Origin of the sequence: Pectobacterium punjabense, from assembly GCF_012427845.1 — a bacterium.
Taxonomy (GTDB): domain Bacteria; phylum Pseudomonadota; class Gammaproteobacteria; order Enterobacterales; family Enterobacteriaceae; genus Pectobacterium; species Pectobacterium punjabense.
This window is the reverse complement of sequence record NZ_CP038498.1, coordinates 1609818-1635075: the sequence shown is the minus strand read 5'-3', so window position 1 is coordinate 1635075 and position 25258 is coordinate 1609818. Positions and strand designations below refer to the sequence as shown.

The 25258-nt window shown below is 52.9% G+C and carries 21 protein-coding genes; 6 read left to right on the top strand and 15 right to left on the bottom strand.

Annotated features, from left to right (window positions below):
- Nucleotides 1-2 precede the first annotated feature (2 nt).
- The 3 genes from E2566_RS07300 to E2566_RS07290 all read left to right on the top strand — a co-directional run bounded on the left by E2566_RS07300 (nt 3) and on the right by E2566_RS07290 (nt 1368).
- Nucleotides 3-692, top strand: a complete 690-nt coding sequence (locus E2566_RS07300) for an ABC transporter ATP-binding protein (protein WP_107169909.1) — start codon at nt 3-5, stop codon at nt 690-692.
- A gap of 77 nt (nt 693-769) precedes the next feature.
- A complete protein-coding gene (locus E2566_RS07295; RefSeq protein ID WP_010281452.1) occupies nt 770-1048 on the top strand; it encodes a type II toxin-antitoxin system ParD family antitoxin in 279 nt (92 codons plus the stop codon).
- Nucleotides 1048-1368: a type II toxin-antitoxin system RelE/ParE family toxin gene (locus E2566_RS07290; protein ID WP_107169908.1), complete on the top strand. Its 321-nt coding sequence runs from the start codon at nt 1048-1050 to the stop codon at nt 1366-1368. The genes E2566_RS07295 and E2566_RS07290 overlap by 1 nt, the downstream gene beginning before the upstream one ends.
- Before the next feature lie 101 nt (nt 1369-1469).
- Here E2566_RS07290 and iolB read toward each other — a convergent pair whose 3' ends face one another.
- The 10 genes from iolB to E2566_RS07240 form a co-directional block, all read right to left on the bottom strand.
- Nucleotides 1470-2306 carry a 5-deoxy-glucuronate isomerase gene (iolB, locus tag E2566_RS07285; RefSeq protein WP_107169907.1) on the bottom strand — a complete coding sequence of 279 codons (837 nt, stop codon included), beginning with the start codon at nt 2304-2306 and terminating at the stop codon, nt 1470-1472.
- A gap of 26 nt (nt 2307-2332) precedes the next feature.
- The gene (gene iolE / locus E2566_RS07280; RefSeq protein WP_107169906.1) at nt 2333-3223 is read right to left on the bottom strand and encodes a myo-inosose-2 dehydratase; all 891 of its coding nucleotides are present in this window, start codon (nt 3221-3223) and stop codon (nt 2333-2335) included.
- 35 nt (nt 3224-3258) lie between these two features.
- A complete protein-coding gene (locus E2566_RS07275) occupies nt 3259-5163 on the bottom strand; it encodes a bifunctional 5-dehydro-2-deoxygluconokinase/5-dehydro-2-deoxyphosphogluconate aldolase (protein ID WP_107169905.1) in 1905 nt (634 codons plus the stop codon).
- A 39-nt stretch (nt 5164-5202) separates the two neighbouring features.
- Nucleotides 5203-6336, bottom strand: coding sequence for a Gfo/Idh/MocA family protein (locus E2566_RS07270; RefSeq protein WP_107169904.1), 1134 nt, complete (start codon nt 6334-6336; stop codon nt 5203-5205).
- A 39-nt stretch (nt 6337-6375) separates the two neighbouring features.
- Nucleotides 6376-7407: an ABC transporter permease gene (locus tag E2566_RS07265; protein ID WP_107169903.1), complete on the bottom strand. Its 1032-nt coding sequence runs from the start codon at nt 7405-7407 to the stop codon at nt 6376-6378.
- A gap of 12 nt (nt 7408-7419) precedes the next feature.
- Nucleotides 7420-8967 (bottom strand): sugar ABC transporter ATP-binding protein, encoded by a 1548-nt coding sequence (locus E2566_RS07260; RefSeq protein ID WP_107169902.1) that lies wholly within the window; start codon nt 8965-8967, stop codon nt 7420-7422.
- A 72-nt stretch (nt 8968-9039) separates the two neighbouring features.
- A complete protein-coding gene (locus E2566_RS07255; protein ID WP_107169901.1) occupies nt 9040-9978 on the bottom strand; it encodes a substrate-binding domain-containing protein in 939 nt (312 codons plus the stop codon).
- Nucleotides 9979-10058: 80 nt separating this feature from the next.
- On the bottom strand, nt 10059-11045 hold the full coding sequence (gene iolG, locus E2566_RS07250) for an inositol 2-dehydrogenase (RefSeq protein ID WP_107169947.1): 987 nt from the start codon (nt 11043-11045) through the stop codon (nt 10059-10061).
- Nucleotides 11046-11838: 793 nt separating this feature from the next.
- Nucleotides 11839-13770 (bottom strand): 3D-(3,5/4)-trihydroxycyclohexane-1,2-dione acylhydrolase (decyclizing), encoded by a 1932-nt coding sequence (gene iolD / locus E2566_RS07245; RefSeq protein WP_107169900.1) that lies wholly within the window; start codon nt 13768-13770, stop codon nt 11839-11841.
- Between the two features lie 356 nt (nt 13771-14126).
- Nucleotides 14127-15638 carry a CoA-acylating methylmalonate-semialdehyde dehydrogenase gene (locus E2566_RS07240; protein WP_107169899.1) on the bottom strand — a complete coding sequence of 504 codons (1512 nt, stop codon included), beginning with the start codon at nt 15636-15638 and terminating at the stop codon, nt 14127-14129.
- Between the two features lie 333 nt (nt 15639-15971).
- On the opposite strand from E2566_RS07240, the gene E2566_RS07235 reads away from it, so the two are divergent.
- The 3 genes from E2566_RS07235 to E2566_RS07225 all read left to right on the top strand — a co-directional run bounded on the left by E2566_RS07235 (nt 15972) and on the right by E2566_RS07225 (nt 18611).
- Entirely contained in the window at nt 15972-16829 is an 858-nt protein-coding gene (locus tag E2566_RS07235; RefSeq protein ID WP_107169898.1) for a MurR/RpiR family transcriptional regulator, read from the top strand.
- 46 nt (nt 16830-16875) lie between these two features.
- The gene (locus E2566_RS07230) at nt 16876-17181 is read left to right on the top strand and encodes a putative quinol monooxygenase (RefSeq protein WP_107169897.1); all 306 of its coding nucleotides are present in this window, start codon (nt 16876-16878) and stop codon (nt 17179-17181) included.
- 326 nt (nt 17182-17507) lie between these two features.
- Entirely contained in the window at nt 17508-18611 is a 1104-nt protein-coding gene (locus E2566_RS07225) for an ABC transporter substrate-binding protein (RefSeq protein ID WP_107169896.1), read from the top strand.
- Between the two features lie 165 nt (nt 18612-18776).
- On the opposite strand, the gene adrA is transcribed toward E2566_RS07225, so the two are convergent.
- The 5 genes from adrA to E2566_RS07200 form a co-directional block, all read right to left on the bottom strand.
- A complete protein-coding gene (adrA, locus tag E2566_RS07220) occupies nt 18777-19838 on the bottom strand; it encodes a diguanylate cyclase AdrA (protein ID WP_107169895.1) in 1062 nt (353 codons plus the stop codon).
- Nucleotides 19839-20061: 223 nt separating this feature from the next.
- Nucleotides 20062-20898 (bottom strand): BglG family transcription antiterminator LicT, encoded by an 837-nt coding sequence (licT, locus tag E2566_RS07215; protein WP_107169894.1) that lies wholly within the window; start codon nt 20896-20898, stop codon nt 20062-20064.
- A gap of 95 nt (nt 20899-20993) precedes the next feature.
- A complete protein-coding gene (locus E2566_RS07210) occupies nt 20994-22418 on the bottom strand; it encodes a glycoside hydrolase family 1 protein (RefSeq protein ID WP_107169893.1) in 1425 nt (474 codons plus the stop codon).
- A 295-nt stretch (nt 22419-22713) separates the two neighbouring features.
- Nucleotides 22714-24330, bottom strand: a complete 1617-nt coding sequence (locus tag E2566_RS07205; protein WP_107169892.1) for a S53 family peptidase — start codon at nt 24328-24330, stop codon at nt 22714-22716.
- 20 nt (nt 24331-24350) lie between these two features.
- Nucleotides 24351-24908: a chorismate mutase gene (locus E2566_RS07200; protein ID WP_107169891.1), complete on the bottom strand. Its 558-nt coding sequence runs from the start codon at nt 24906-24908 to the stop codon at nt 24351-24353.
- Between the last annotated feature and the right edge of the window lie 350 nt (nt 24909-25258).

The window sequence follows — 25258 nt, the reverse complement described above, 5'->3', positions numbered from 1 at the left end:
AGGTGTCTGAGGCTACACTCGTTCTGAATAATGTCCACGTCGCCTACGGGCACAAGTATAATGTTCATCACGTGCTGAACGGTTTTTCTATGGAAGTTGCCGCGGGTGAACTGGCCTGTCTGCTGGGCGCATCAGGATGCGGTAAAACCACGGCTTTACGCGCGATTGCGGGTTTCGAGCACGTGAGTCAGGGAACGATTCACGTCGGCGGACGCTGTGTGGCCGGTCCAGACATGCATCTGCCACCGGAACAGCGCAATGTCGGGATGGTGTTTCAGGACTACGCGCTGTTTCCCCATCTGACCGCTGCGCAGAACATTGCCTTTGGCCTGAGAAAACAGCCAAAGGATCTCCAGCAATCGCGCGTCCGCGCCATGCTTGAGCTGGTCGATCTCGTCTCGCTGGCACAGCGCTATCCGCATGAGATGTCCGGCGGACAACAGCAACGTATTGCACTAGCACGGGCGCTGGCCCCGCAACCCGCCGTGCTACTGCTCGACGAACCGCTATCCAGCCTCGACCCCGACAGCCGCAAACGACTCGGGCAGGAAGTCCGCGACATCCTACGCGACGCCGGACAAACCGCGCTTCTGGTCACGCACAGCGAGCAGGAAGCTGAGCTGATGGCTAGCCACATTGGGTATTTGAAAGAAGGAAAACTCGATAATATTTCGGTGAACCGGGATGCCTGATTCAGGTGGTTCACCCCTGACAAGATGGGAAATAATGAGTATGATTAAATCATATCAGTATGTTGAAGGGGTAGACAATGAGAACAACACAGCAGATGAGTATAACGTTGCCAAATGAAATGGCTGCGCAAGTGAAAGCACGAGTTGCCAGTGGTGAATACGCGTCAGAAAGTGAGGTTATTCGGGAAGGACTTCGAGCGCTGATTGCACGCGACAATGCAGTAGAGAATTGGTTACAGGAACAAGTCGTTCCCGCCTGGAACGCGCTGCAACGCGGTGAAACAGAAAGCCTCAGCAGTAGCGACATGAGGAACAGATTAAAAGCCGAGTTCAGGAAGATGACCGGAGAAAAGTAATGGATTATAGGGTCGTATTCGCACCGGAAGCGGAGGAACAACTCGCAGCACTATACCGCTACATCGCGAGGGTTTCGTCACCCAAAACTGCACTCAGCTATACCGAAAGCATTGTCAGTTACTGTGAGTCGCTTGAGTTATTTCCTGAAAGAGGAAACCAGCGCAACGATATTTTTCCTGGACTGCGTGTCACTAATCACAGCAAACGAACACTCATTGCTTTTATGGTGGACAAAGAGAAACAAACGGTAACGGTTCTGGGCATTTGGCATGGCGGACAGGATTATGAAAGCGACCTGCTGTCAGATGAAACTGATTAAATATATTGGATTAGCGAGCTAACTTTCCCAAGTACATTATGGCAGTAACCTACAGGTTATCTATAAGCCACTGCCCATTATTAAGCGCGTTTGTCAGTATGCTACGCTTTGCCCTGCCTGTGCTTATCCGCATACTCAGGGCTGTTGATCCACTGGTGATCGGCTTCCCAGGTGAAACGCCACTGCCGCGTAGGGCCTGCCATTACATTCAGATAGTAGCTGTCATAACCCGCAATCGTGGCGACCGGATGGTAGCCACGCGGTACCTGCACCACATCCTTATCGTATACCGCCATGCATTCATCTAATGAACGGTCATCGGTATAGACGCGTTGCAGGCAGAATCCCTGTTCTGGATTCAACCGATGGTAGTAGGTTTCTTCCAGATAGGTTTCCTGCGGCGGATTATCGACGTCATGCTTATGGCTGGGGTAAGAGCTAGTGCAGCCTTCATCAGTGTACACTTCAACCACTAGCAAACTATCCGCCGCTTTATCTTCCGGCAAAATGTTATGCACGTAGCGCTGGTTATTGCCGGCACCACGCTGCTCGGCGTCAATATCCTGCGGCGCGATCAGTCGAGTCGGATACGTGCCGAACCCCGGTGCGGCGCATACTGCCAGCTCCAGCACCGTGAGTGCCGTCACCGTAATCGTTTCACCAGCCGTGACATAAACCGCATAAGGCTTTCTACGCTCAAACGGGCTCATTCGGTCGCCAATCTGCTCGAACGGCTCACTCGGCGTGACAACGGTAGCTTTACCGCTGATCAGTACCAGACAGCGTTCGTTATCGCTGGCGGGCAGCGATAACACCTGTTCTGGAGCCAGTTGGTACACATCGAACCCCACGTATCGCCAGCCCGCCGTTTCCGGCGTGATGTGCTGCGTACGGCCATGTTCGTCAGGGGCACGGTGACGTGATAAGAGTCGGGACATCTTTTGGCCTCCTATAGCACCACAAATCAGATCAATTCCGCCTGCTGAGCGAAACGTTGCAAATTATTGTAGCCCAGTGTTGCATAGGTTAGCGGATGTGCGACGGCAGGGTCCTGTTCCGCTTCGACAACCAGCCACCCGCTGTAGTTATGGGCTTTCAGGATGCTAAACACCGCCGGATAGTCCACACAGCCATCTCCTGGCACGGTAAAGACGCCGCTCAGCACCGCATCTAAAAAACTCGTCTTACGGTTTTTCACATCTTTCAGCACGTCTGGACGGATATCTTTGCAGTGAACGTGATTGATACGGCTAATCCAGCGCTTGGCTACCGCCACCGGATCGGCACCCGCAAACGTCAGGTGTCCGGTATCCAGCAGTAGCCCGACTTCCGGCCCGGTGTGTTCCATCAGATTATCCACATCCTGCGCGCTTTCAATCACCGTCCCCATATGGTGGTGGTAAGCAATCTGCACGCCCTGACTTTGCGTGTAGCGTGCAAATTCAGTCAACTTCTTGCCGTATTCCGGCCAGCGTTCTTCTGGGAAACGCGGACGCAGATGAACCGGTTTTTGTTGATCGCCGTGAATCGCGCCCGTGACTTCGGCAAACACCAGTACCGTCGCGCCGAGGTCGCGCAGCAATGCCAGATGCCCCTGCACCGCTTCAATTTCTTCTTCAACCGAGCGGGTCAGCAGTTCACCGGAATACCAGCCGGAAACTAAGCGCAGATCGTGCGCTTGCAGGATTGGTCCCAGCACGCTGGCCTGACGTGGGAACTTGTTACCTAATTCAAAACCAACGAACCCCGCCTGCCGCCCTTCACTCAGGCAGGTTTCCAGCGGCGTGTCCGCGCCCAGAGAAGGCAGATCGTCATTGGTCCAGGTGAGTGGATTAATACCAAGTTGAACAGTCATCTTATTTTCCCTTTATTCGATCATATAGAAATGGGTTAACCGCGCTGACGCCAGACGGCGATCAGTTGCAGGTAGTTATGTTTAACTTGCTCAATCAATTCCGCGTCATCGATCTCATTGCGCAGCCACTTTTGCGCTGGCTGGGCAAACAGGGTGCGCCCGACAGCGAACCCTTTCACAATCGGGAAACCCACAGCGGCGCTAAAGCCTTGTTGCAGTGTTTCCAGCGGCGCATCCAGTCCGAGAATCACCACCCCTCGACAGTAGGGATCGCGCTGCGCCAGCAGCGGTGTCAGTTGCGCCCATCCTGCGGAAGACAGCGGTGGCAATTTCCACCAGTCGGGACGCACGCCGAGGTTATAAAAACGTTGAATCGCACGCAGATAAAGTGCATCACTGTGCGGCATCCCCGCAGGCAGAATGACTTCAAGCAGCAGTTCATGGCCGGATTGACGACAGGCCTGATAGACCTCCATCACCTTCATTTCCTGCTCGCGCCGTAGCGCATGAGCGTCTTCCGGATGGAAGAACACCAGACATTTCACGACGTGTTCTAGCGGCCAGCTCACCAGCTGTGAACCAATATTGCCGCGCTCCATCATTAACGGGCGCGATCCCGGCAGCTCAATCGGTCGGCCGATCCACCAGCCTTTTCCGGTGATGTCATTCAACGCATCCTGTCCGAACGTGCCGTCGCACAGCAGACCCGCTTTGCCTTCCAGCCCTGCTTGCTGTGCCGCCTCATAGCTGGCACGCAGAATCAGTTTTTTCAGTGCCGGAATACGGCTGATTTCCGTGCCGCAGTTCAGCGCCATATCTTCCAACTGGCTACGGTGATCGAACGCGATCACACACAGCTCATGCCACTGTTTACGCCGTGTCGTAACACGATGCAGATGGTTAAGCTCTTCGTCCAAATCAGGACGTGGGACGCTCGCCGCACGGGCCAGATAGTTATCCAGTTCGATCTTGCTTGGCATGGCTGGCGCACAGCCGTGGCGTGATACCACCAGCGCGCCGCAGGCATTGGCGTACGCACAAGCTTTCTCCCAGCCTTCGCCGTTGAGATAACCGCGCAGCAGGCCGGACATAAACGCATCGCCCGCCCCCAGCACGTTCAGCACATCCACGCGTACACCTTTGATCGTGATGCCTTTATCCAGATGGTCAGGAATCGCGTCGCTAAACACCGAGCAGCCCAATGCTCCACGTTTGCATACCAGCTCTGCCTGCGTGTGCTGACGTACCGTACGCAGCGCCTGCAAGGTATCCGTACTGCCGCCCGCAATGTGGAACTCTTCCTCGGTGCCGACAATCACGTCAAACAGCGACAGCACCTGCTGCAACTGCTCCGTAACCGCCTGCGCTTCAACAAAGCGGGTTTCACCGTCGCCCAGCGACGTCAGCCCCCACAGCACCGGACGGTAGTCAATATCCAGCGCCGTCTTCACCCCGTTACGCCGCGCATATTGCAGCGCCGTCAGCACGGCTTCACGCGTGTTAGGATGAGAAAGGTGCGTGCCGGTAATCGCCAGACAGCGGGACGAAGCGATGTAATCCTCGGTGAAATCCTCTGACGAAATCGCCATATCGGCGCAGTTGTCGCGGTAGAAAATCAGCGGAAAGGTATCGCGATCCTTGATACCCAACAGCACCAGTGCTGTCAGGCGTTCCTTATCGGTAATTAAATGGCTAGTGTCGCAGCCGACCTGATTCAGCTCTTCACGCAGGAAGCGCCCCATATGCTCGTCGCCCACCCGCGCCAGCATAGAAGAACGCAATCCCTGTCGCGCCGTACCGTAAGCCACGTTGCCGGACGACCCGCCCAGATACTTGGCAAAGCTACCCATGTCTTCCAGACGCGCGCCGATTTGCTGCCCGTACAGATCGACAGCAACGCGCCCCATGCAAATCACATCAAACGTCTTTTCCTTACTCATAGCAGCCAGTCCTGTAAAAATCGCGTAAAAAAGCCGTCATTAGCCCACCTCGTCCACGTTCACCCAGCGCGCCGCTTCGTGTGACAGCACGATCGCATCCAGAATTCGCGAGACTTTCCAGCCCTCTTCGAAATCCGGCCACATCGGAACGTCAGCGGCAATACCGTCAATCAGATCGCGCACCTCCACCGTTTTCTGATCGTTAAACCCAATGCCGTGTCCAGCGCTGGCGCAGAAGGCCGCGTAATCAGGATGCTGTGGCCCGGTCAGCAATGTTTTAAACCCCTGCCGATGTTCCGGTTCGTCATGCCGATAGAGTTTCAGCTCCGCCATGCGTTCCTGCGTGAAACTCAGCGTGCCTTTGGTGCCAGTCACCACGTAGGTCAGACCCATTTTTCGTCCGCAGGCAATTCGCGAGGTTTCAATCACGCCCCTTGCGCCGCTGGCAAACCGCACCATGGCATGTGCCTGATCTTCATTCTCTACCTGAACCCACTCGTTGCTGCCCGATGCCGTTGGACGCTGCGTAATCACCGTTTGCAAATCGCCGCAGACGCTGGCGATATCGCCCACCAGATACTGAGCCATGTTGACGATATGTGCCGCCAGATCCCCCAATGCCCCTAGCCCGGCGGTTTCTTTGAAACAGTGCCAGTCTGCGGGTTTGTGCGGATCGGCCAGATAATCCTCATTGTGCGTACCGTAAAAATGCACCACCTCGCCAATTTCGCCGCTGGCGATGATCTCTTTGGCCAGTTGCGAAGTCGGGTTCTTCATGTAGTTGAAACCTACCAGCGTTTTCACGCCCGCCCGCTGCGCCGCATCAACCATTTCTCTGGCATCACGCGCATTCAGCGCCAGCGGTTTTTCCGAGTAAACATGCTTGCCGTGCTGGATAGCCGCCATCGCCATCGTCTTATGCAGAAAGTTCGGCGCGCAGATATCCACTACGTCAATGTCGGGATCGGCCACCAGCTCACGCCAGTCCCCCGTTGAACGCTGAAAACCAAATTCCTGCGCCCGCCTGGCAGCCAGTTCAGGCGACACTTCCGCCAGCATGGCTTTCACCAAATTCCCCTTCAGCGGGAAGACCGTCGGCGCCTGCGTGTAGGCGATGGCATGGGCACGACCGATATAGCCGGTGCCGATTAACCCAATGCGTACCTCTTTCATATCCACCTCGGTGTAAAAAAGATTGGGTACAGGTGCGGATCAAATCGCACCGCGACGGCTCTTGGCATAAGTATCGAATGCCACGGCCAGCACAATGATCAGCCCGGTGATAATCTGCTGGTAGTAAGCCGATACATTCATCAACACCAGCCCGTTAATCAGAATACCCATGATGATCGAGCCGATAATCGTGCCGCTGATTCGTCCATAGCCGCCCATCAGCGAGGTGCCGCCGATCACCACCGAGGCGATGACGCGCAGTTCGAAAGTGATCCCCGCGACGGCTTCCGCGCTACCAAGGCGGGCGCTGAGGATAAAGCCCGCCAGTCCTGCCAGACAGCCAATCACGACGTAGACGCTGACCAGTACACGCTGCACATTCACGCCCGCCAGTCGCGCGGCTTCGGTGTTGCCGCCGATGGCGTAGACGAAGCGTCCCCAGCGGGTTTTATGCAGTGCCAGATAGCCCAGCAAGGCGACCAGCGCGAAGATCCAGATCGGTACCGAAATACCGAGAATCTCGCCCCGCCCCCACCAGCGATAGCTGGGGTCAAAACCAGCAATTGGTGCGCCGTCGTTCATCACCAGCGTTAACCCACGCCAGATGGTCATCCCACCCAGCGTGACGATAAACGGCGGCAGGCGTAGTTTGGTCACGCCTAAACCATGCAGGAAACCAATGAAAGTGCCCATTGCCAGACAGACGCCCAACGCAACCAGCCAGCTCAAGCCGTACCAGGCATCAGGATCGACGGTGGTGAAGTTGTCGCCCTTAATCACGGAGGCGGCGGTGATGGCACACACCGCAAGAATTGAGCCGACGGACAGGTCAATCCCGGCGGTCAGAATGACAAACGTCATCCCTACCGCCATGATGCCGTAGATGGAGACTTCGGTCAGGATGTTGGTGATGTTGCGTTCGGACAGAAAGTTGCTGTTCTGCGACTGAAAGAAAATCAGCAGCAAAATCATGAAAATAAACACGCCGAAGCGTTCGAAAAAGGCAATCGGGTCAAAACGTCCGCGCGGATTGGACGGCGTAATGCTCTTAGAAAGCGGCTGCTGGGACATGCGTCACCTCCGTTATGCTGCGTGTAATGCGTCGTGGCAAATGGCCATCATCGTCATCAGTTTTTCTTCTGTGGCGTCATCGCCATGAATTTCCCCACTGATCCGCCCTTCGCTGAGCGTGATGATGCGGTCTGAAATCGCCATGATTTCCGGCAGGTCTGAGGAAATCACAATCACAGCGACGCCCCGTTTTGCCATATCGAACAGCACCTGATGGACTTCAGACTTGGTGCCGACATCAATGCCGCGCGTAGGCTCATCCACGATCAATACCTTGGGGTTCAGTGCCATACAGCGGGCAAGAATCACCTTTTGCTGATTCCCCCCCGACAGCTTGCGCACTTCCTGCTCGCTGTTCACCATTTTGATATGCAGCGCCTGACGGTAGGCATCAATCAGATCGTCTTCCTTACGGGTGTTCACAAACCAGCGCCAGCGCATAAGCGACGAGAGATTGGAGAGCGAGATATTTTCCCTGATAGATAACCCCAGCACCGCGCCCTCTTTCTTGCGGTCTTCCGGCACCAGGGCAATGCCCTGCGACAGCGCATGCAGCGGCGTGGAGGGATGATAAGGTACGTCATCCAACACAAACTCACCGGTAGAGAAAGCGTCGGCACCAAACAAACAACGTGCAATTTCCGTGCGCCCAGCGCCGACCAGCCCTGCGATACCGAGCACTTCGCCCGCATGTACCTGAAAACTGATATCTTTCAGTGCGATACCGTGCGCATCCAGCGGCGGTTTTTCCCGGCTTAAGCCCTTTACCGCTAGCCGTACTGGTTTATCCTGATGATGCGTCTCGGAAGGTGGGCGGCGGTTGAACACCACGTCACGCCCCACCATCAGGCGAATGATTTCCTGCACGTTGGTGCAGGCGACATCCCCAGAACCGGTATAGCGGCCATCCTGAAACACGGTAAAGCGATCGCATAATTGGAAAACTTCATGGAGTCGGTGCGTCACATACACCACGCTCACGCCGCGACCTTTTAGTTCACGTACTACGCGGTGCAGGCTATCGACTTCGCTATCGCTTAGCGCCGCCGATGGTTCATCCATCACAATCAGTTTGGCGTTCAGCGTCAGCGCTCTGGCGATCTCCACCATCTGCTGCTGCGCCACGCTCAAACGTGCCACCTGCGTCGTCGGCGCAATATTCAATTTCAGGTAATCGAGTACCGCTTTCGCCTCGCGATTAACCGCCAGCGCGTCGACAAATAACCCACTGCTCTGAGGTTCGCGCCCCAGGAACATGTTTTCCGCCACGCTCATATTGGGCAGCAGATTAAATTCCTGATAAATGGTGATAATCCCGCGCTTTTGGCGTTCAACGGGCGATTCAAGCGGTAATAGTTGCTGACCACCAAACCAGATATCACCGCTGGTCTGCGGCTGCGCCCCCGCCAGCGCCTTTAACAGCGTTGATTTACCCGCGCCATTTTCGCCCAATAGCGCATGAATCTCTCCCGGCTGTACGGTCAGTTGCGCATTACTCAGCGCCCAAACGCCAGAGAAGCTCTTTGCCAGATTGGTGATGTTCAGTAGGGGTTCCGTCATGCGTACCTTCCTCCCGCAAGGCCGCGCGAACGCGGCCTGCTGAATACCTTTATTGATTACGTAGAAAACGACTTATTTACCCGCTTCGCCAATGCGCTCGGCATCGTTCAGGTTATCTTTGGTAATCATGGTCGGTTGGTAGTCTGCCCCGGTGATCGGCGCTTTACTGCGGATGTTATTGGTTAACTGCGTTAACGCAGTGGTCACCGCATAGCCTGGACGCTGATCGGCGGTAACCGCCAGCCAGCCGTCACGTACGCGAGCCAGCGCTTCCGGCACGGCGTCAAAGCCGGTCACCATCACGTCGCCGGGTTTCAGACCTTGCCCTTGCAACGCTTCAATCGCGCCCAGCGCCATGTCGTCATTCGCAGAGAGGATCACCTGCGGGCGTTTAGGCAGCGAAGGAAAAACGCTTTCCACGATGCGCATCCCTTCGGAACGCATCCAGTTCCCCGTCTGGTCCGCGACGATGTGGTATTTGCTGCCACCCGCTTTCAGGCTGTCGCGAATCCCCTGCGTACGCTCGATGTTAGAAGACGAACCCGGTTGACCGGTCAGCAGAATGATCTCTGCACCATCTGGGAATTTGGTTTTGACATAGTCAGCAATCGCCTGACCGCCTTTATAGTTATTGGCACCAAAGTGCGGCACTGCTTTTTCCGTTTTTACCGAACGATCCAGCGTCACCACGGGCAGCTTGGCATCCTGAATTTCGGTCACCGCGCTGGAAACTGCGTTGACGTCATTCGGTGACACAACAAAGCCCTGTGCACCACGCGTGATGGCATTTTCTAAATCGGCTGCCTGCTTCGGCGAACTACCCTGTCCATCCAGCACTTGCAAATTCACGCCCAATTCTTTGGCGGCTTTGACGGCGGTGCGCTGCATGTGAACTTCAAACGGCATAGCGAGATTCGGCGTACTGAAAACGATTTGTTCATTTTGGGCCTGAGCAAAACCAGACAGACCCAGTGCGATGGCGATTGCGGAAACGCTGATGATCTTTTTCATATGTCTTTTCTCTTCATCTGCTTCTGTTATGGGTATGGGTGTAGGGTTGAAAGCAGGTAACACGCGGTGTGCCGATAGGGTTACACGGCGACCTCCTTGCCTTGAGCCAGGGATTCAAAGGCTTTATCCGCCAGATTCAGCGCACGCTCACCGTCCAGACCGGAGCACTCCGGCTGCGTGCGACCATGCAAGACCTCGACAAAGTGCTGCCACTCCGCTGCATAGGCCGCGTGATAACGTTGCAGGAAGAAATATTCAGGTTTCGCTGCCAGACAACCGTCGTCGGTCCACTGCTCGACCACGTTTTCACGGATATTGCCCGCGCTGAGTACGCCTTTCGCACCGTGCAACTCGAGGCGCTGATCGTAGCCATAGCCGGAACGGCGGCTGTTGACGATGGTCGCCATCGCGCCAGAGGCGAATTTCAGCACGATAAATGCGGTATCGATGTCGCCCGCTTCACCAATCGCCGGATCGACCAGATTGCTGCCTTGTGCAAAGACCGACACCGGCTCTTCGCCCATAATGAAGCGTGCCATATCGAAATCATGAATCGTCATATCGCGGAACATACCGCCGGAAACGCGGACATACTCAGCAGGCGGTGGAGAAGGATCGCGAGAGATAATCAGGAGGGATTCCGGTTTGCCGATATTGCCTTCACCTGCCAGCGTTTTGACACGGCGGAATTGTGGGTCGTAACGGCGGTTGAAGCCCACAAACAATGGCACGTTCTGCTGTTTGACAACGGTCAGGCAGTCGCGAACGCGGGCAATATCCAGATGTACCGGTTTTTCACAGAAAATGGCCTTGCCGTGTTTTGCGGCTAACTCAATCAGGTCAGCGTGCGTGTCAGTCGCGGAAGCAATCAGAACGGCATGCACGGCCGGATCGTTCATGACCTCATCAACAGTTTGGACTTTGGTATGGTAACGTTCTGCCAGCGCCGTGGCATTGGTTGGGTTGGGATCGACCACCGCGTACAGGTTGGTTTCTTTGTGTGCCGCGATGTTCACTGCATGAACCTGACCGATGCGGCCAGCGCCCAGTAAAGCGATGTTAAACATAGTTTCTCCCTTGCTGCCTGAGTGATAGTTAACGCCAGACTGATAAAGTGACGGGATGACGGTGAATTTCATTCTCTCCAGCCCCATCACTCACTTTTTACCGCAAATCCTGATAGCTAAAATAAAACATTTATTTCAATTTTGTATAAATTGAAAATTATGTTTTTGCGCGTCAGTTAACATTTTCATGACATCTTCACTGTTTTCTGCAACCCCAATCACACATCCTGTGAGAACGTTTGTGGGGTATACATGCCTATCAGGGGGATCGCTCAGGCGCTGGCGTAAAAAGAAGGGAAAAATGAAACCGCGGTTTGAAAATGAAATGGATGTTTCAACTCATTACCTCCCACTGCATTGAACACTCTCGGAGATACAACTACAGGAGTCATCAAGGGTTTTGCCCTTATACTACGGCGTAAAAAATTATGCTGAGGAGATAGCAGGCTTAGGATGAGCCGCATGGACGCGGCTCAAGCTTGCGCCACGTCGGACAAAAACGTCAGAGACGTTTTTGAACAGCACTTGTGCTGGCCCGAAGGGCGAGTCCCATTTATGGGGCGAGTAAACGTGTCGCAAGCGGTCCGTTAAGCCTGATACCGACGAAGGAACCGCGTCAGCGGCATAATTTCCGCCAAAAAGCCTGGGGTCAAGGGGCGAGCGGCGTTTGAGCCGTCCCTTGTCGGGCGCGAGCTACGGGGTAACATGAAAGTGACGGTACTATCGCGCACGAAACCGTCTCTTAGTTTTCATAAATAATGCGACTAAGAGACAGTGACATAGGGAAATTCACCTAGTACTGGCGTGCGCGGGAGAGCGCGGCTTTCACGTTATTGGCCGCAGCCTCAATCTCTGGATTATCCGCAACTTGCGCCGTGCCGGTGCGCCACCAGGATTCATAACCATGCGTCATAGTCTTCGGCAGCACCTTGATATCAAGCAGCACCGGCCCTGCATGCTGGCGTGATTCCGTCAGCGCCTGCCTGAGCGAGGCTTCATCATGCACCCGCCACGCTTTGCAGCCGTAACTTTCCGCGTTCTTGGCGAAATCCACCGGAATAAGCGCACCGCGCAGCTGCCCCGACTCCACATCACGGTAGCGGTTTTCCGTACAGAAGCTGCCCATTCCCTGACTCATTTGCAGGTTGTTGATACAACCAAAACCCGCGTTGTCGAACAGCAGTACAGTGATTTTGATACCTTCTTGTACCGCCGTTTGCAGTTCGGTGTGAAGCATCAGATAGGAACCGTCACCGAGCATCGCATAAACGGGCTGCTGCGGTGCCGCAAGACGTGCGCCAATCGCCGCCGCAATCTCGTATCCCATGCAGGAGTAGCCATATTCCAGATGATAGCTGTCCGGCGTTTTCACCTGCCACACGCGCTGTAAATCACCCGGCAGGGAGCCCGCCGCGCCAACCGCAATCGCATTATCCTCCAGCTCCTCATTCAGTATGCCAAGCACCCGCGTTTGCGTCAGGTGGGTATTCAGCATCTGACGGTATTCATCCAGCTTGTCTTCCAGACCATCCACCACTTCTGGCACCAGTTCCCCCTTATCCTGTACCGTAAACAGCCGCTGTAGCTCGTCGTTCCATTCCGCACGCGCCTGTTCGATAGCCTGCTGCCAGCCACTACGATACGACGCCATCGCCAGCCGCTCTGCCAGCGCCACCAGCCCGATGTGCGCGTCAGCAATCAAGGGCTGCGCGTCCAGTTTGAGCGCATCAAATTCGGCAACGTTGAGTAATAGAAATTCGACCTCTGGGTTCTGAAACAGTGACTTGGAACCCGTGGTAAAGTCGGTTAAACGTGTTCCGACACCGATAATCAGATCCGCTTCTTGCGCCAGCCGATTTGCCGCCAGTCCGCCCGTAACACCAATACCACCACAGTTCAGCGGGTGCGATGAAACCACTGCCCCCTTGCCCGCCTGGGTTTCACCAAACGGAATCGCAAACTGTTCAGCAAACTGCGCTAGCGCATTATGGGCACCAGAATAACGAACGCCGCCACCGCAAATCAGCATAGGGCGGCGTTTTCTCGCAATCAGCGCAGCAGCAGCATCCAGACGTGCCGCATCCGGCGGACGCCGTTCGAGGTGGTGGACACGCTTGCGGAAAAACGATGCAGGATAGTCCCAGACTTCTGCCTGTACATCCTGTGGTAAACACAACGTTACCGCGCCGGTGTCTGCCGGATCGGTCAGCACGCGCATGGCGTTAATCAGTGCACTCATCAGTTGTTCAGGGCGATTAATACGATCCCAATAGCGAGAAACCGGTTTAAAGCAGTCATTGGTACTAATAGACAGATCGTGGTACTGCTCGACCTGCTGCAACACAGGGTCCGGCTGGCGGCAGGCGAAGAGATCGCCGGGGAGAAGCAGCACGGGAATGCGGTTGGCGGTGGCGGTCGCCGCAGCGGTCACCATATTCGCCGCTCCTGGCCCTACAGAAGAAGTCACCGCATAGATTTTCCGCCGTTTGTGTTGTTTAGCAAACCCAACGGCAATGTGTGCCATTCCCTGCTCACTGCACCCCTGATGTACGGTAAGGCGGTTCGCTTCCTGCTCTAATGCCTGACCGATGCCTAGCACATTACCGTGACCAAAAATGGTCATGACGCCCTGCACAAAAGGGGATTCTTCACCGTCTACGCTGATGTATTGCTGATTGAGAAACCTGACCAGCGCTTGCGCCATGGTGATGCGACACGTATCCATTGAGCTACTCCTTAAATAAGGATCTGATTTCTATAATGAACTATGTATATTCAGCGAGCATTTCGTGCGCGAAAATTTAGCCATTCTTATGCTACGTTGTAGCACGCGCCCGACTCAGGGCGCTCAATCGCCGCCGCCCTGAGAACCCAGGCTTATGGCGATAAATTATGCCGCTACGCGGGCCCTTCGGTATGTGTCGCCGTCATCCGAACCGCCAGTGACGCGGTCCCTCCGCGGCACTGGCTTTCGCGACATCCTTGTCGCTCTTTCGGCGGCGCACCTACCTCAGCATAATTTTTAACGCCAGCAGAACAAAACCGGTGCACTATTTTCACCACCCGTTAGCGGTCAAATCCTCACTCCAGCGTAGGCATGACGAAGCTGCTGGTGTGGTGTTCCAGACGGACGCTGGCGGGCCAGCGGCTGGTGACGGTTTTCATCCGGGTATAGAAGCGCACACCGTCATTGCCGTGGACATTCAGCGGCCCAAAAATGGAGCGCTTCCAGCCGCCGAAGCTGTGGAATGCCATTGGCACTGGAATCGGTACGTTCACGCCGACCATACCCGCCTGCACCTCTTCACAGAACTGTCGCGCCGTTTCGCCATCGCGGGTAAAGATCGCCGTGCCGTTACCGTATTCATGGTTGTTAATCAGCGTCACCGCCGTCTGATAATCCGGCACGCGTACAACGGATAGCACCGGACCAAAAATTTCTTCCTGATAGATTTTCATCTCCGGCGTGACGTTATCGAACAGCGTCGGCCCGATAAAGTAGCCTTGCGGGTGCCCCTGCACGGACAGCGTGCGGCCATCAATACGCAGCGTCGCCCCTTGATCGACACCACTTTGAATATAGTCGGCAATTTTCGCCCGATGTGGCGCGCTGATCACCGGCCCCATTTCATTTTCCTGCCCATCCACCAAGCCCGGCCCAACGCGCATCGCTTTGATCTGTGCGCTCAGGCGCTGATGCAGCGCCTCTGCCGTGTCATCCCCCACCGCCACCACTACCGACAGCGCCATGCAGCGTTCCCCCGCCGCACCAAACGCCGCGCCCATAATCGCGCTGGCAGCCATATCCATGTCGGCATCTGGCATCAGAATGCAGTGGTTTTTCGCCCCGCCCAGCGCCTGACAGCGTTTGCCGTGCGCCGATGCAGTCTGATAGATATATTCCGCCACTGGCGTTGATCCCACAAAGCTCACCGCCTGCACGCGCGGATCGGTCAACAACACATCCACCGCTTCTTTGTCGCCCTGAACGACGTTAAACACGCCATCCGGCAGGCCTGCTTCTTTCAACAATTGCGCTAACAGCAGCGAGAGCGACGGATCTTTTTCTGACGGCTTAAGCACAAACGTATTACCCGTCGCCAGCGCAATCGGGAACATCCACATGGGCACCATCGCCGGGAAGTTAAACGGCGTAATCCCGACGCACACGCCGAGCGGCTGCATGAGCGAGTGACTATCCACACCGGTGCCAACATTTGCCGAATGTTCCCCTTTTTGCAGATGCGGAATACCGCAGGCAAACTCAACAACTTCCAGCCCGCGTGTCACCTCGCCCACGGCATCGGAATAAACCTTGCCATGCTCTTGTGAAATCAGCCGAGCCAGCGTATCCATGCGCTCTTCCAGCAGCGCCTTGAAGCGAAATAAAACGCGCGCACGGCGTAGCGGAGAGTGTTTTGACCACGCAGGAAATGCCGCCGCCGCGCTGGCAATGGCCTGCTCGACTTCCGCCTTATCAGACATCACAACCTGGCGAATCTGCTCGCCCGTCGCCGGGTTATACACCGCAGCGTAGCGCTGGCTGCTGCTGGAGACAATCGCCCCCTGAATGAAGCTAGATACGGTTTCCATGTTTACACCTTTGTGGGTTTTGAGGAGACAAACGGCTGATATCGAATTACAGTATATGAAATGAATATTCCATTTAATGAAAAAATAAAATAAATGTTGATTATTGTGATCCGCTGCGAATTTTTAGGTAAACTTGAATATGGCTGTCCATAAAGACAGGCGAGCAGCCTCTGAAAATAGCCGGATTCCTAAAAGGTGTGCCGTCAGAAATGTCGTACAGATAAAACAGCCGTATACAGAAATGAATTTTCTGTTCCGTTTCAGGTGCGGCCATGGAAGGCATGACGGAAGCCGAGCAGAATTGTGATATGAGACTTTGGGAGATAACCCGATATGCCCATGGCAACCAGCCTGAGAGAGTTACAGGAACAGATCCGCGAGCGTTATGATTCGCTTAGCAAGCGGCTACAGCAGGTCGCGCATTATGTGCTGGATAATACCAACAGTATCGCGTTCGATACCGTCGCAACGATCGCCGAACGCGCGGATGTTCCTCCCTCAACGTTAATTCGCTTCGCCAACGCCTTTGATTTCAGCGGGTTCAACGAAATGAAACAACTGTTCCGTATGAATCTGGTAGAGGAAACGGCCAGCTATACTGACCGCGCGCGGCTGTTTCGTGCGATGGAAGCCGATGCGGTGCCAGAAACGCCGTTGGATATTCTGCATGAATTTGCCCGCTCAAATGCACAGGCAATGCAACAGCTGGCAGCACGAACTCCGCAAGAGGATCTGCAAAAAGCCGTTGATCTGCTGGCGCAGGCAGGCACGATCTATATCGTGGGACTACGGCGCTCGTTCAGCGTTGCCACTTACCTCACCTATGCGCTCAGCCATCTGGAAAGCAGTGCGATTCTGGTAAACGGCCTGGGAGGTATGTTTCGCGAACAGCTTAGCCGAGTTAACTCACGCGATGTGGTGGTCTCTATCAGCTTCTCACCCTATTCACAGGAAACCGTGATGGTTAGCGAGATGGCAGCAAAAGCTGGCGCGCGGCAAATCGTGATTACCGACAGCCAGATCAGCCCGCTGGCAACGCTCAGCGACGTTTGTTTTGTGGTGAAGGAAGCACAGGTTGATGCGTTCCGTTCACAGTCTGCCACACTGTGTCTGGTGCAATCATTGATGGTATCGCTCGCCTACCGGCAGGGAAACGGCGCGGAACAGAGCGAAAAGCAGCAGCGTGGCTAGACGAGCCATTTAGTTAGCCGGATCAATAAGTAAGGAGACCCATTTTATGCTTCAAGTCATCGCGCAGGATTTTATTAAGCCAGAGAGCATTGAGGCAGTCATGCCGCTGTACCGAGAATTAGTAGAGAAAACGCGACAAGAGCCGCTGTGCATATCCTATGCGCTTTTTATCAATCAGAAAGATCCGGGGCATTTCACCTTTATCGAAACCTGGCCGGATAGAGCCGCACTAGACATTCACTGCCAGACTGAACACTTCCAGCGTCTGGTTCCTATGATAAATAGCCACCAGCGTGCCGAGTGCACGTTTCTATTGATGGACCCGTTTGACGGCACGACCTCCTCGCTTTAATCCATCCGATTTTAGGTCGCTTGGCGGCCTAAATATCGTCGTAATTCCGCGTTATTCTGCTTTCTTTGACGCCAACTTTTAATTCATTTTTTTTGAATTAAAATCTCAATTTTTTCTTATTTCACATTATTCACAACCGGATAACATACAAAAACCTTCTGACAAATGGCGATTTAACGATTAAGTCAGCAGGAAAATGAATATCAAACAAATTAAATAATTTGATAATCATTCTAATGATTCTGCTTATGCCTTCTTATTCTGGCAACAGCCGCAAAGGATAAAGAGTGCATCGGTAGATATCGGCTCTCATTCAGGAGGAATCGATGTTTAAACTAAAACAGGTGGTCGCATTTACGGCGCTGATGGCGACGGCAGCGACCAGCTATGCGGCAGTAGAAGCCGATAAACGCCCGATTAACGAGCTTTATCAAAACGCGTTACGGGAAGGCGGTATTGTGACCGTCTACGCGGGCGGTGACACCCCGGGTCAGCAGGATGGCATCAAACAGGCATTTGAGAAACGCTTTCCGGGCATGAAACTCAACGTCATTGTGGACTACAGTAAATTCCACGATGCCCGTATTGATAACCAGTTAGAAACCAATACGCTCGTGCCAGATGTGGTACAGCTACAAACCTTGCAAGATTACCCGCGCTGGAAGAAAGAAGGCGTGCTGCTGAGTTACAAACCTATTGGCTGGGACAAAGTGTACCCAGCGTTTAAAGATAAAGACGGTGCCTGGACCGGCGTGTTTGTCGATGCGTTTAGCAACGTAGTCAATACCAAGCTGATTGCCGAAAATGCCTGGCCGACAGAAGCGAATGATTACCTGCGGCCCGATCTGAAAGGCAGCATTGTCTTGACCTACCCGAACGATGACGACGCCGTACTGTTCTGGTTCAAGCAGGTCGTGGATAAATACGGCTGGGAGTATGTTGCTAAATTCAAAGAACAGAATCCGGTTTACGTGCGTGGTACGCAGGCTCCCGCAGATGATGTGGAAAGCGGTAAATCTGCGGCGACATTCTCAACCGACGGCGCGCTTGCTCCCGATCAAAACGCGAATTCGCGCTTCGTTCTGCCTAAAAGCGATCCGTTCGTCTCTTGGGCACAACGTGCAGCCATTTTCAAACAGGCTAAACACCCGGAAAGCGCCAAGCTGTACCTGAGCTGGCTGTTGGATAAAGAGACGCAGAGCAATGTCTGGTATATGTGGTCGGTTCGTACTGACGTAGCACCGCCCGCTGGCTATAAACCTATCTGGGAATATAAAAATACGAGTCCACAAGCCTTTGCCGATTTCATGAGCGATCGGGCGGCGGTAGAATCGTTCCGTGCTCAGATCGGCCTGTATCTCGGCGAGGTGAAAGGTGAGCCGTCTCCGGGCAACCTGGGACTGCACCCAAAAGAAGCATTGCCGCATTAATACGCGATTGTGGTCTGATTTATCACACTCGCAAGCAGTTCGATTGACGCCACAAAAAACCGTGGAATAAACAAGATAAAGCCCTTATCCCCCTCTCTATGGCATAAGGGCTTTTCTATATCACCGCGGAAAAATAACCACATATCAAGCGACTATCTTATCCACTCAGGCCACTTCGGTTCGGCGGCGACCTTTATTTTTTGCCCGATAGAGCGCCATATCCGCCGCTTTTAACCAGTCAATGTACTGCCCCATATCCGGCGAAATTTCCGCAATGCCAACACTGACAAAAACCGCCAGTTGAGGAGTCTGGTTGAGGAACTTCAACGATAGGCTTTCTCGAATACGATTCACCGCATCCAGTGCGTCCCCTGCACGGGTTTGCGGTAAAATAACGGCAAACTCATCCCCACCGAATCGCCCAATCACATCCGTTTCCCGAAAACCGGACGTTAATTCACGTGCCAGCAGCAATATCGCCTGATCGCCGACGTTATGCCCATAGTTATCGTTAAACGCTTTAAAATGATCGATATCGAACAGAATCAACGTCGCCGTCCGCTTATAACGCTGACAAATGTCATACTCATGTTTCAGCAGGTGTTCCCAATGGTGGCGGTTATAGAGGTTGGTCATACCGTCATGAATGCTGACTTCCATCAGCATACGTTTGTGTTCCGCCAGTTTCAACGCGGTAGTGTAGGTCACATAGCCCAGAGAAATCGGGTAGATCAGCAACATAGGCAGACAGGCATAAAGCTGTATCGGCGTCGTCTCCAGTGAGACAGGTACGGCAAATAGCGCAAGAACCAATACGCTGGTGACACACTGTAATACAATGCCCTGAACAAACAGCTTGATACCACCGCCAGCTGTGCCGTTCATTCCAACCATCGCAACAATCAGCGCGCTGGGCAAAAGGTTTACGCCCATAAACCCTATCCAGATGCCACCAAATACCACATCAATCAATAGATTGCGTTTCTCGCGCCGCATAGGGTCACGAGACCGTCGGGATAACATGTAAGCCAGATGAGGCCAGGCAAAAACATTGAGAAAAAGCAGTCCCCATAATATCACCGGCGTAGGCTTGGTCATCAGCACCGAGGATATAAAGAGAGAACACAATATCGTACCGGCAATACGTGGAATGTAGACACGCTGGGAAAAGCGTAACCCTGAGCGACGTACATCTACCGTCAAAAACGTCGGCGGCGAGGCTGACATAACGACCCCCATGCGGTTCACTAACAAATAGCGAGAAAGAACATTATGGCTGAAAGCATGTCAGCAACAGTGAGTAGTTTTTACATTCATTTTGTTACATAACGAACGGGTGTCGTAATGGCTAAACAGAGTAACACGAATGTTAATCCACGGTGGTCTTACCCGTGAGATTCAGCCTGTACCATTCATTCCGCAGGTGTCTCTACCACGATAGCCGGCGTGATTAAGATGGGGAGGGATGTAACCGGTTGATATGAATAGTCAGAAACATGATTTCATCGGTAGTCAGTTGGCAGGCGTAATTCTTTTCCACATAGTCATACACTTTCATTGCGCAGGCATAGGCTCGCGGCATCAGCTCAGTAATCCCTTGATAGATAGAGTCGTCGCCGTGGCTTACCGTTTCCCGATTTAATAAACGCAAAGCGAAGAACTTAAGGTGCGTAACCAAACGCTGATAATTAAGGGAGTGTTCATCAAAAGTGATATGCAAATCGTACTTTAGGATGGTCAAAATATCTTTAATGATACCCGCACTTTGCATCGTGCTCTGCATATCGCTGTTATTCGCCGCATTCGCCAGATGCAGCGCAATAAACCCCGCTTCATCCTCCGGTAAATCGATATCCAGTCTGGCGCGAATCAACTCCAGTGCCTCAAGCCCAACGGCAAATTCACCGCGATAGAACTGGCGAATATCCCACAACATCAGATTTTTTATCGTCTGCCCTTTCTTATAGCGCTGAATAGCGAAGTTGATGTGGTCACTTAATGCCAGAAACAGCGTGTCCTGCACATCAAGCCGCAGCGTTTTTTGCGCCAGCGTAATAATCTGCTGCGTTACCGTCAGACAGTCAGGAGGAATGTCCGCCAGCAGTTGTGACAGCACATCAGCCATACCGTCGCTTTTCTTCACAAACTGACTTTCAATGCGCTGCGGATCGACAGGGTCACCGACCTTTTTGCCAAAACCGACACCTTTGCCAATGGCCACAATTTCACGTCGATCATCTGCCAGCACCAGCACGGCGTTATTGCTCAGTATTTTTTCAATGATCATCGCACCAGCCGCCCTGTCTGACGGGAAGGCACGTAGGCCTCCCCTGCCGTTTAGCGCCTCGACCATGGTATTGCCGAGGCATATTTTGTTATCATTTACACGTCTGAGCTATCCAGCCCATTGTTTTTAATAATATCAGCATACCAGTATGCGCTTTTTTTACGGATACGCCGCAAATCTTTCAGATCGAACTCTTCGCGGTTAACGTAAATAAAACCATAGCGTTTCGAACATCCCTGATGAGTAGAAATGAGATCCAACGCCGACCACGGTGTATAGCCGAAGACATCGACACCATCGGTAATCGCAAGCTGAATTTGCTCAATGTGGCGTTGTAGATAATCAATACGATAATCATCATGAATTTCGCCACTCTCATCGAGTTTATCGAACGCACCTAACCCATTTTCCGTGATGATTAGGGGTAAATGATAACGATCGTGTAGTTCACGCAAGGTATTGCGGAAGCCGATGGGATCGATTTCCCAGCCAAAGGCATTTTTCTGCAAAAATGGATTGCTTGCGCCACGATGCACGCCTTCTTCGCCCGATTTCAGATGCTGGTCACCACCGCGAGCGATCTCATCTGAACCGTCGCCTTTACTGGCTTCAACCGTTTGCGATGTGTAGTAATTAAACGCGATGAAATCAGGTTTGGCCGATGCAAGAATATACATATCACCGGGCAAAATTTCCGGCGTATACCCTTTTTCTTCCATATAGCGCCAGGCCGCCGTATTGTAACGCCCGTATACCGCCATATCCAGATACAGCCAGTTGCGGATCGCGTTATAGTTGAATGCCGCCATCACATCTTCGGGCTTCGGTGAAGCGGGATAAATCAACGCGATATTGGGTGCCGGGCCAATTTTCGCACCGGGCACTTTTTCATGCAGTGCATTCATCGCTTTTGCCTGTGCCACCAGCATGTTGTGGTTCTGCTGATAGAGATTCTGCTTCGGATTCTCCAGCGTAGGATCTAACGTACCTAATGCAGAACCGTGCAAAATCATCATGTTCTGCTCATTGATGGTCAACCAGTACTTCACCTTGTCGCCATACTCATCAAACAGCACGTTAGCAAAACGCTCAAATGCATCCACTGTTTCACGGTTGTACCACCCCCCTTTTTCTTGTAGCGCCTGCGGCAGGTCGAAATGGTACATTGTGACGATCGGCACAATACCGTAATGCAGCAACTCGTCGATAAGGTTATGATAAAACGCAATGCCCGCTGGATTTAGCTTGCCGTTGCCGTCAGGAATGATGCGGCTCCAGGCGATAGAAAAGCGGTAAGTTTTGAAACCGATCTCGGCAAACAGTGCGACATCTTCCTTGTAACGGTGGTAATGGTCGCTGGCGACGTTAAAATCCGTTGTACCTTCAGGATAAGATGTTCGGGCATCAATCACTGACGGCCCTTTGCCGTCTTCATTCCATGCTCCTTCAACCTGATAAGCCGATGTCGCCGCGCCCCACAAAAAACCTTCTGGGAAACGTTTAAGATGACGGTATTTCACAGTTTTTCTCCTTTTCTCAACGAGATAATGTCAGCAAAACATTACTGATGTTACGGGTGGCACGCGACCGGGCTGGATTTAGGTAAAAAAAAACCTGATACGAACATGTTTACACAACATGTTTCGTATCAGGTTTCGCTCGGGCCTTAGCCCGATCACGTCCTTATTATCGGGTTATATCCGCTAACTGCGGTAGACTCAAACCACGGTCGGGCGATCTGTGATGAACATCACCGATAATCACCTCATCCGACTATGATTTGTCTCCTGCCCCTCTATTCCCTGAAATGTAAACTCATCGCCCATCATCAACGTCCCGCGCACCATTGAGTCTGACGAGCCGCTTCAACAGCCTCAGCAACTTCACGCCATCTGGCGACCCCAGTCCTGTACAGGCATCCCACCCTTCAGAAGCGACAAATGCCCCATTATTTCCCCGCACGATATCCTTGCAGCTATTACGATTGCGATAAAGCAACGGGGGAATAAATAGCGATACCGACTCGGTCAACGCGAGCATACGCGCGAGTAAACCAGCCCACAGCGGCGCAACCGCACTGGTTCCGCCAACCACGCCTTCCCGTCCGTTGACTTCAACCAGATAGCCCGTTTCGGGATCGGCATTGCCGCTGACATCGGGGACACCACGGTATTGCAGGGAGTGCTGGCCACCATATTTATCGACCAGAGACAGCCCTAACTGCCAACTGGGTAATGCGAAGTATTGGCTAGTGCCACCGCCCGTGGCACTACCATCTCGGCTGTGCCACGCGATTTCCTCCTGCATTTTTTGCAATCGCGTACCACCACAGGCTAAAACATAGGGGCTGGACGCAGGAAAGTTCACATGCACGCCATGCGGTTCACCATCACTCGCCCCTTGATCGCCAGAAGCTACGCATACCGTAATGCCTAATGCCGCCGCCGTTTGAAAAGCCTGATTAAACACCTGTAATGCTTGCGCCGTCCATTTCGACTCGCTGCCACCCCAGCTAATCGAAATCACCGACGGTGCATTTCTCTCATCATGGATTGCGGCATTGATCGCTTCTAAAAACCCAGCATCAGTGTTCGGGGCAAAATACACCACAATTTTAGCGGCTGGTGCCAGCGTACCCGCAATTTCGATATCCATCTGTACTTCAATATCAATGGGGTTCACTTCTTTGTCGCCATCTGACGATGTAGGGGCATTCGCAGCACCACCGACACAAACATCGACAATCTGCGGTGGGTTAACGCCCATGCGTTTAAAATAGTGATTCAACTGCGGTAAGTGATATCCGCCCCCCAGTTCTATAATGCCGATACACTGCCCTGCCCCGTCATGTTCTGGAAAATGATAATGCTCTGCCAGTTCTAGCGGCGTGTAACCTGACGGACGTTTTGCCACATTAGAGAACGCATCATTCACATGCAGGCAGCAATTCGTTGCCAGACGGTCATCAAGACCGAGTACGGCAATCACGACGCCCTGTAAATATTCCGGCAGATAAATCCCTCCCGCTCTCCCACGAAATGTTCCCTGTTTGTGGTCATATCGGGCTAAGCTAACGCGAAACGCTTGCTCCATCTGCCCCACGCTCCCCGTTAAAAAGACGGTACGGCTGGCAGGATGTTCACGTTCGATAGATAACCGATAATGGCGTGCAAACGCACGGACATGTTCCATATCGGCCTCATCAGCGCTGAATTTTCTGGCATAACTGGCTCTCGACAGCGGCCTGTTGGCGTTGATCCCGCCAAATTGCGGATCGATACTATCGTGCAATTCGGTGTAATATTCATCATCTGGCATAGTAAAACGCAGCACCAGCATGACTCTGATGTTTTCATTAACATTACAGCGTTCGCGGTACGCTGCATCAGCGATATGTCCGCGCTCGCTCCCTTTCAATAATTGATAAGTCATCGTCTTCTCCCCCCACTCAGCTACTTGCCGTCTGGTTCAATTTGACTCAATGCCGCATAAATCTGGCGTTTGTCGTTCTGTGACAAATGCTCAACATTAATAGAAGAAAGAAAAGCGTCCTCTTGCTGAGGCGCAAAATGCCCGCCATCCGAGAGGTAACGTTTAATGCTGACCAAGAGTTGGTCGTCAATCGTGAGTAACGTGGGTCTGATCGTGTCGTTCAACGAAAGGGGCGTCCAACCGTTCTCCGGTGTCGCAAGCCAGTCCGCCATGTAGCGATACTGAATGGCTTTGCTGGCATTCATTAATGAAGTAAAAAACAGCTGTGTACTCTGAGGGAATAAACCAACGGCAACAGATTGCTCTTGCACCTTACTCAGAATACGTTCCTCTTGCTTCAGATCCTCAACGGGTAGATGTTGACGAGCCTTATACCCCGCAACATCTTTCATGAGCACCATTCTCTCCTGAATCAATTGATAAATACCAAGAGAGCTATCCTGCACGGCAGCATGCAGAGGGAGACACCAGGCAGAACTCATTACTAATGAAATAACAGCGGAAATAGGCAAATTCATCGGGTTGCACTCTCCTGTTAGCCTTACCATGAAGATCTATGGCTAGGTTTTTATTTCGCCACTGCGGCAGGAGATAATAGATTTCGCGATATGAATCTTCCATGACGTAAATATTTCAACCATTACTCACAGGAAACACTTTTTCTTAAAAATTGCCCAGCCTATCGCGATATCCGCCATTAAATCGCTACATTACAAGCAGCTAATAAATCAACGCTCTGAGGCTCTACCTTCGACTTCTGATGATTAAGATACAAACAATAACCAAATGAAATAGTTCAAATTGGTTATTAAATGGTGACATTGCTCTGTAAAGCAAAGATGCACAAAAAAACCCGCCGTGGCATTCG

Excerpts from the sequence above, each read along its gene's own strand:
- E2566_RS07240 (WP_107169899.1), bottom strand. The coding sequence starts at position 15,638 with ATGGAAACCGTATCTAGCTTCATTCAGGGGGCGATTGTCTCCAGCAGC.
- adrA (WP_107169895.1), bottom strand. The coding sequence starts at position 19,838 with ATGTCAGCCTCGCCGCCGACGTTTTTGACGGTAGATGTACGTCGCTCA.
- E2566_RS07260 (WP_107169902.1), bottom strand. The coding sequence starts at position 8,967 with ATGACGGAACCCCTACTGAACATCACCAATCTGGCAAAGAGCTTCTCT.
- iolB (WP_107169907.1), bottom strand. The coding sequence starts at position 2,306 with ATGTCCCGACTCTTATCACGTCACCGTGCCCCTGACGAACATGGCCGT.
- E2566_RS07235 (WP_107169898.1), top strand. The coding sequence starts at position 15,972 with ATGCCCATGGCAACCAGCCTGAGAGAGTTACAGGAACAGATCCGCGAG.
- E2566_RS07295 (WP_010281452.1), top strand. The coding sequence starts at position 770 with ATGAGAACAACACAGCAGATGAGTATAACGTTGCCAAATGAAATGGCT.
- iolD (WP_107169900.1), bottom strand. The coding sequence starts at position 13,770 with ATGGATACGTGTCGCATCACCATGGCGCAAGCGCTGGTCAGGTTTCTC.
- E2566_RS07255 (WP_107169901.1), bottom strand. The coding sequence starts at position 9,978 with ATGAAAAAGATCATCAGCGTTTCCGCAATCGCCATCGCACTGGGTCTG.
- E2566_RS07205 (WP_107169892.1), bottom strand. The coding sequence starts at position 24,330 with ATGACTTATCAATTATTGAAAGGGAGCGAGCGCGGACATATCGCTGAT.
- E2566_RS07230 (WP_107169897.1), top strand. The coding sequence starts at position 16,876 with ATGCTTCAAGTCATCGCGCAGGATTTTATTAAGCCAGAGAGCATTGAG.
- iolE (WP_107169906.1), bottom strand. The coding sequence starts at position 3,223 with ATGACTGTTCAACTTGGTATTAATCCACTCACCTGGACCAATGACGAT.
- E2566_RS07225 (WP_107169896.1), top strand. The coding sequence starts at position 17,508 with ATGTTTAAACTAAAACAGGTGGTCGCATTTACGGCGCTGATGGCGACG.
- E2566_RS07270 (WP_107169904.1), bottom strand. The coding sequence starts at position 6,336 with ATGAAAGAGGTACGCATTGGGTTAATCGGCACCGGCTATATCGGTCGT.
- licT (WP_107169894.1), bottom strand. The coding sequence starts at position 20,898 with ATGATCATTGAAAAAATACTGAGCAATAACGCCGTGCTGGTGCTGGCA.
- E2566_RS07290 (WP_107169908.1), top strand. The coding sequence starts at position 1,048 with ATGGATTATAGGGTCGTATTCGCACCGGAAGCGGAGGAACAACTCGCA.
- iolG (WP_107169947.1), bottom strand. The coding sequence starts at position 11,045 with ATGTTTAACATCGCTTTACTGGGCGCTGGCCGCATCGGTCAGGTTCAT.
- E2566_RS07275 (WP_107169905.1), bottom strand. The coding sequence starts at position 5,163 with ATGAGTAAGGAAAAGACGTTTGATGTGATTTGCATGGGGCGCGTTGCT.
- E2566_RS07200 (WP_107169891.1), bottom strand. The coding sequence starts at position 24,908 with ATGAATTTGCCTATTTCCGCTGTTATTTCATTAGTAATGAGTTCTGCC.
- E2566_RS07265 (WP_107169903.1), bottom strand. The coding sequence starts at position 7,407 with ATGTCCCAGCAGCCGCTTTCTAAGAGCATTACGCCGTCCAATCCGCGC.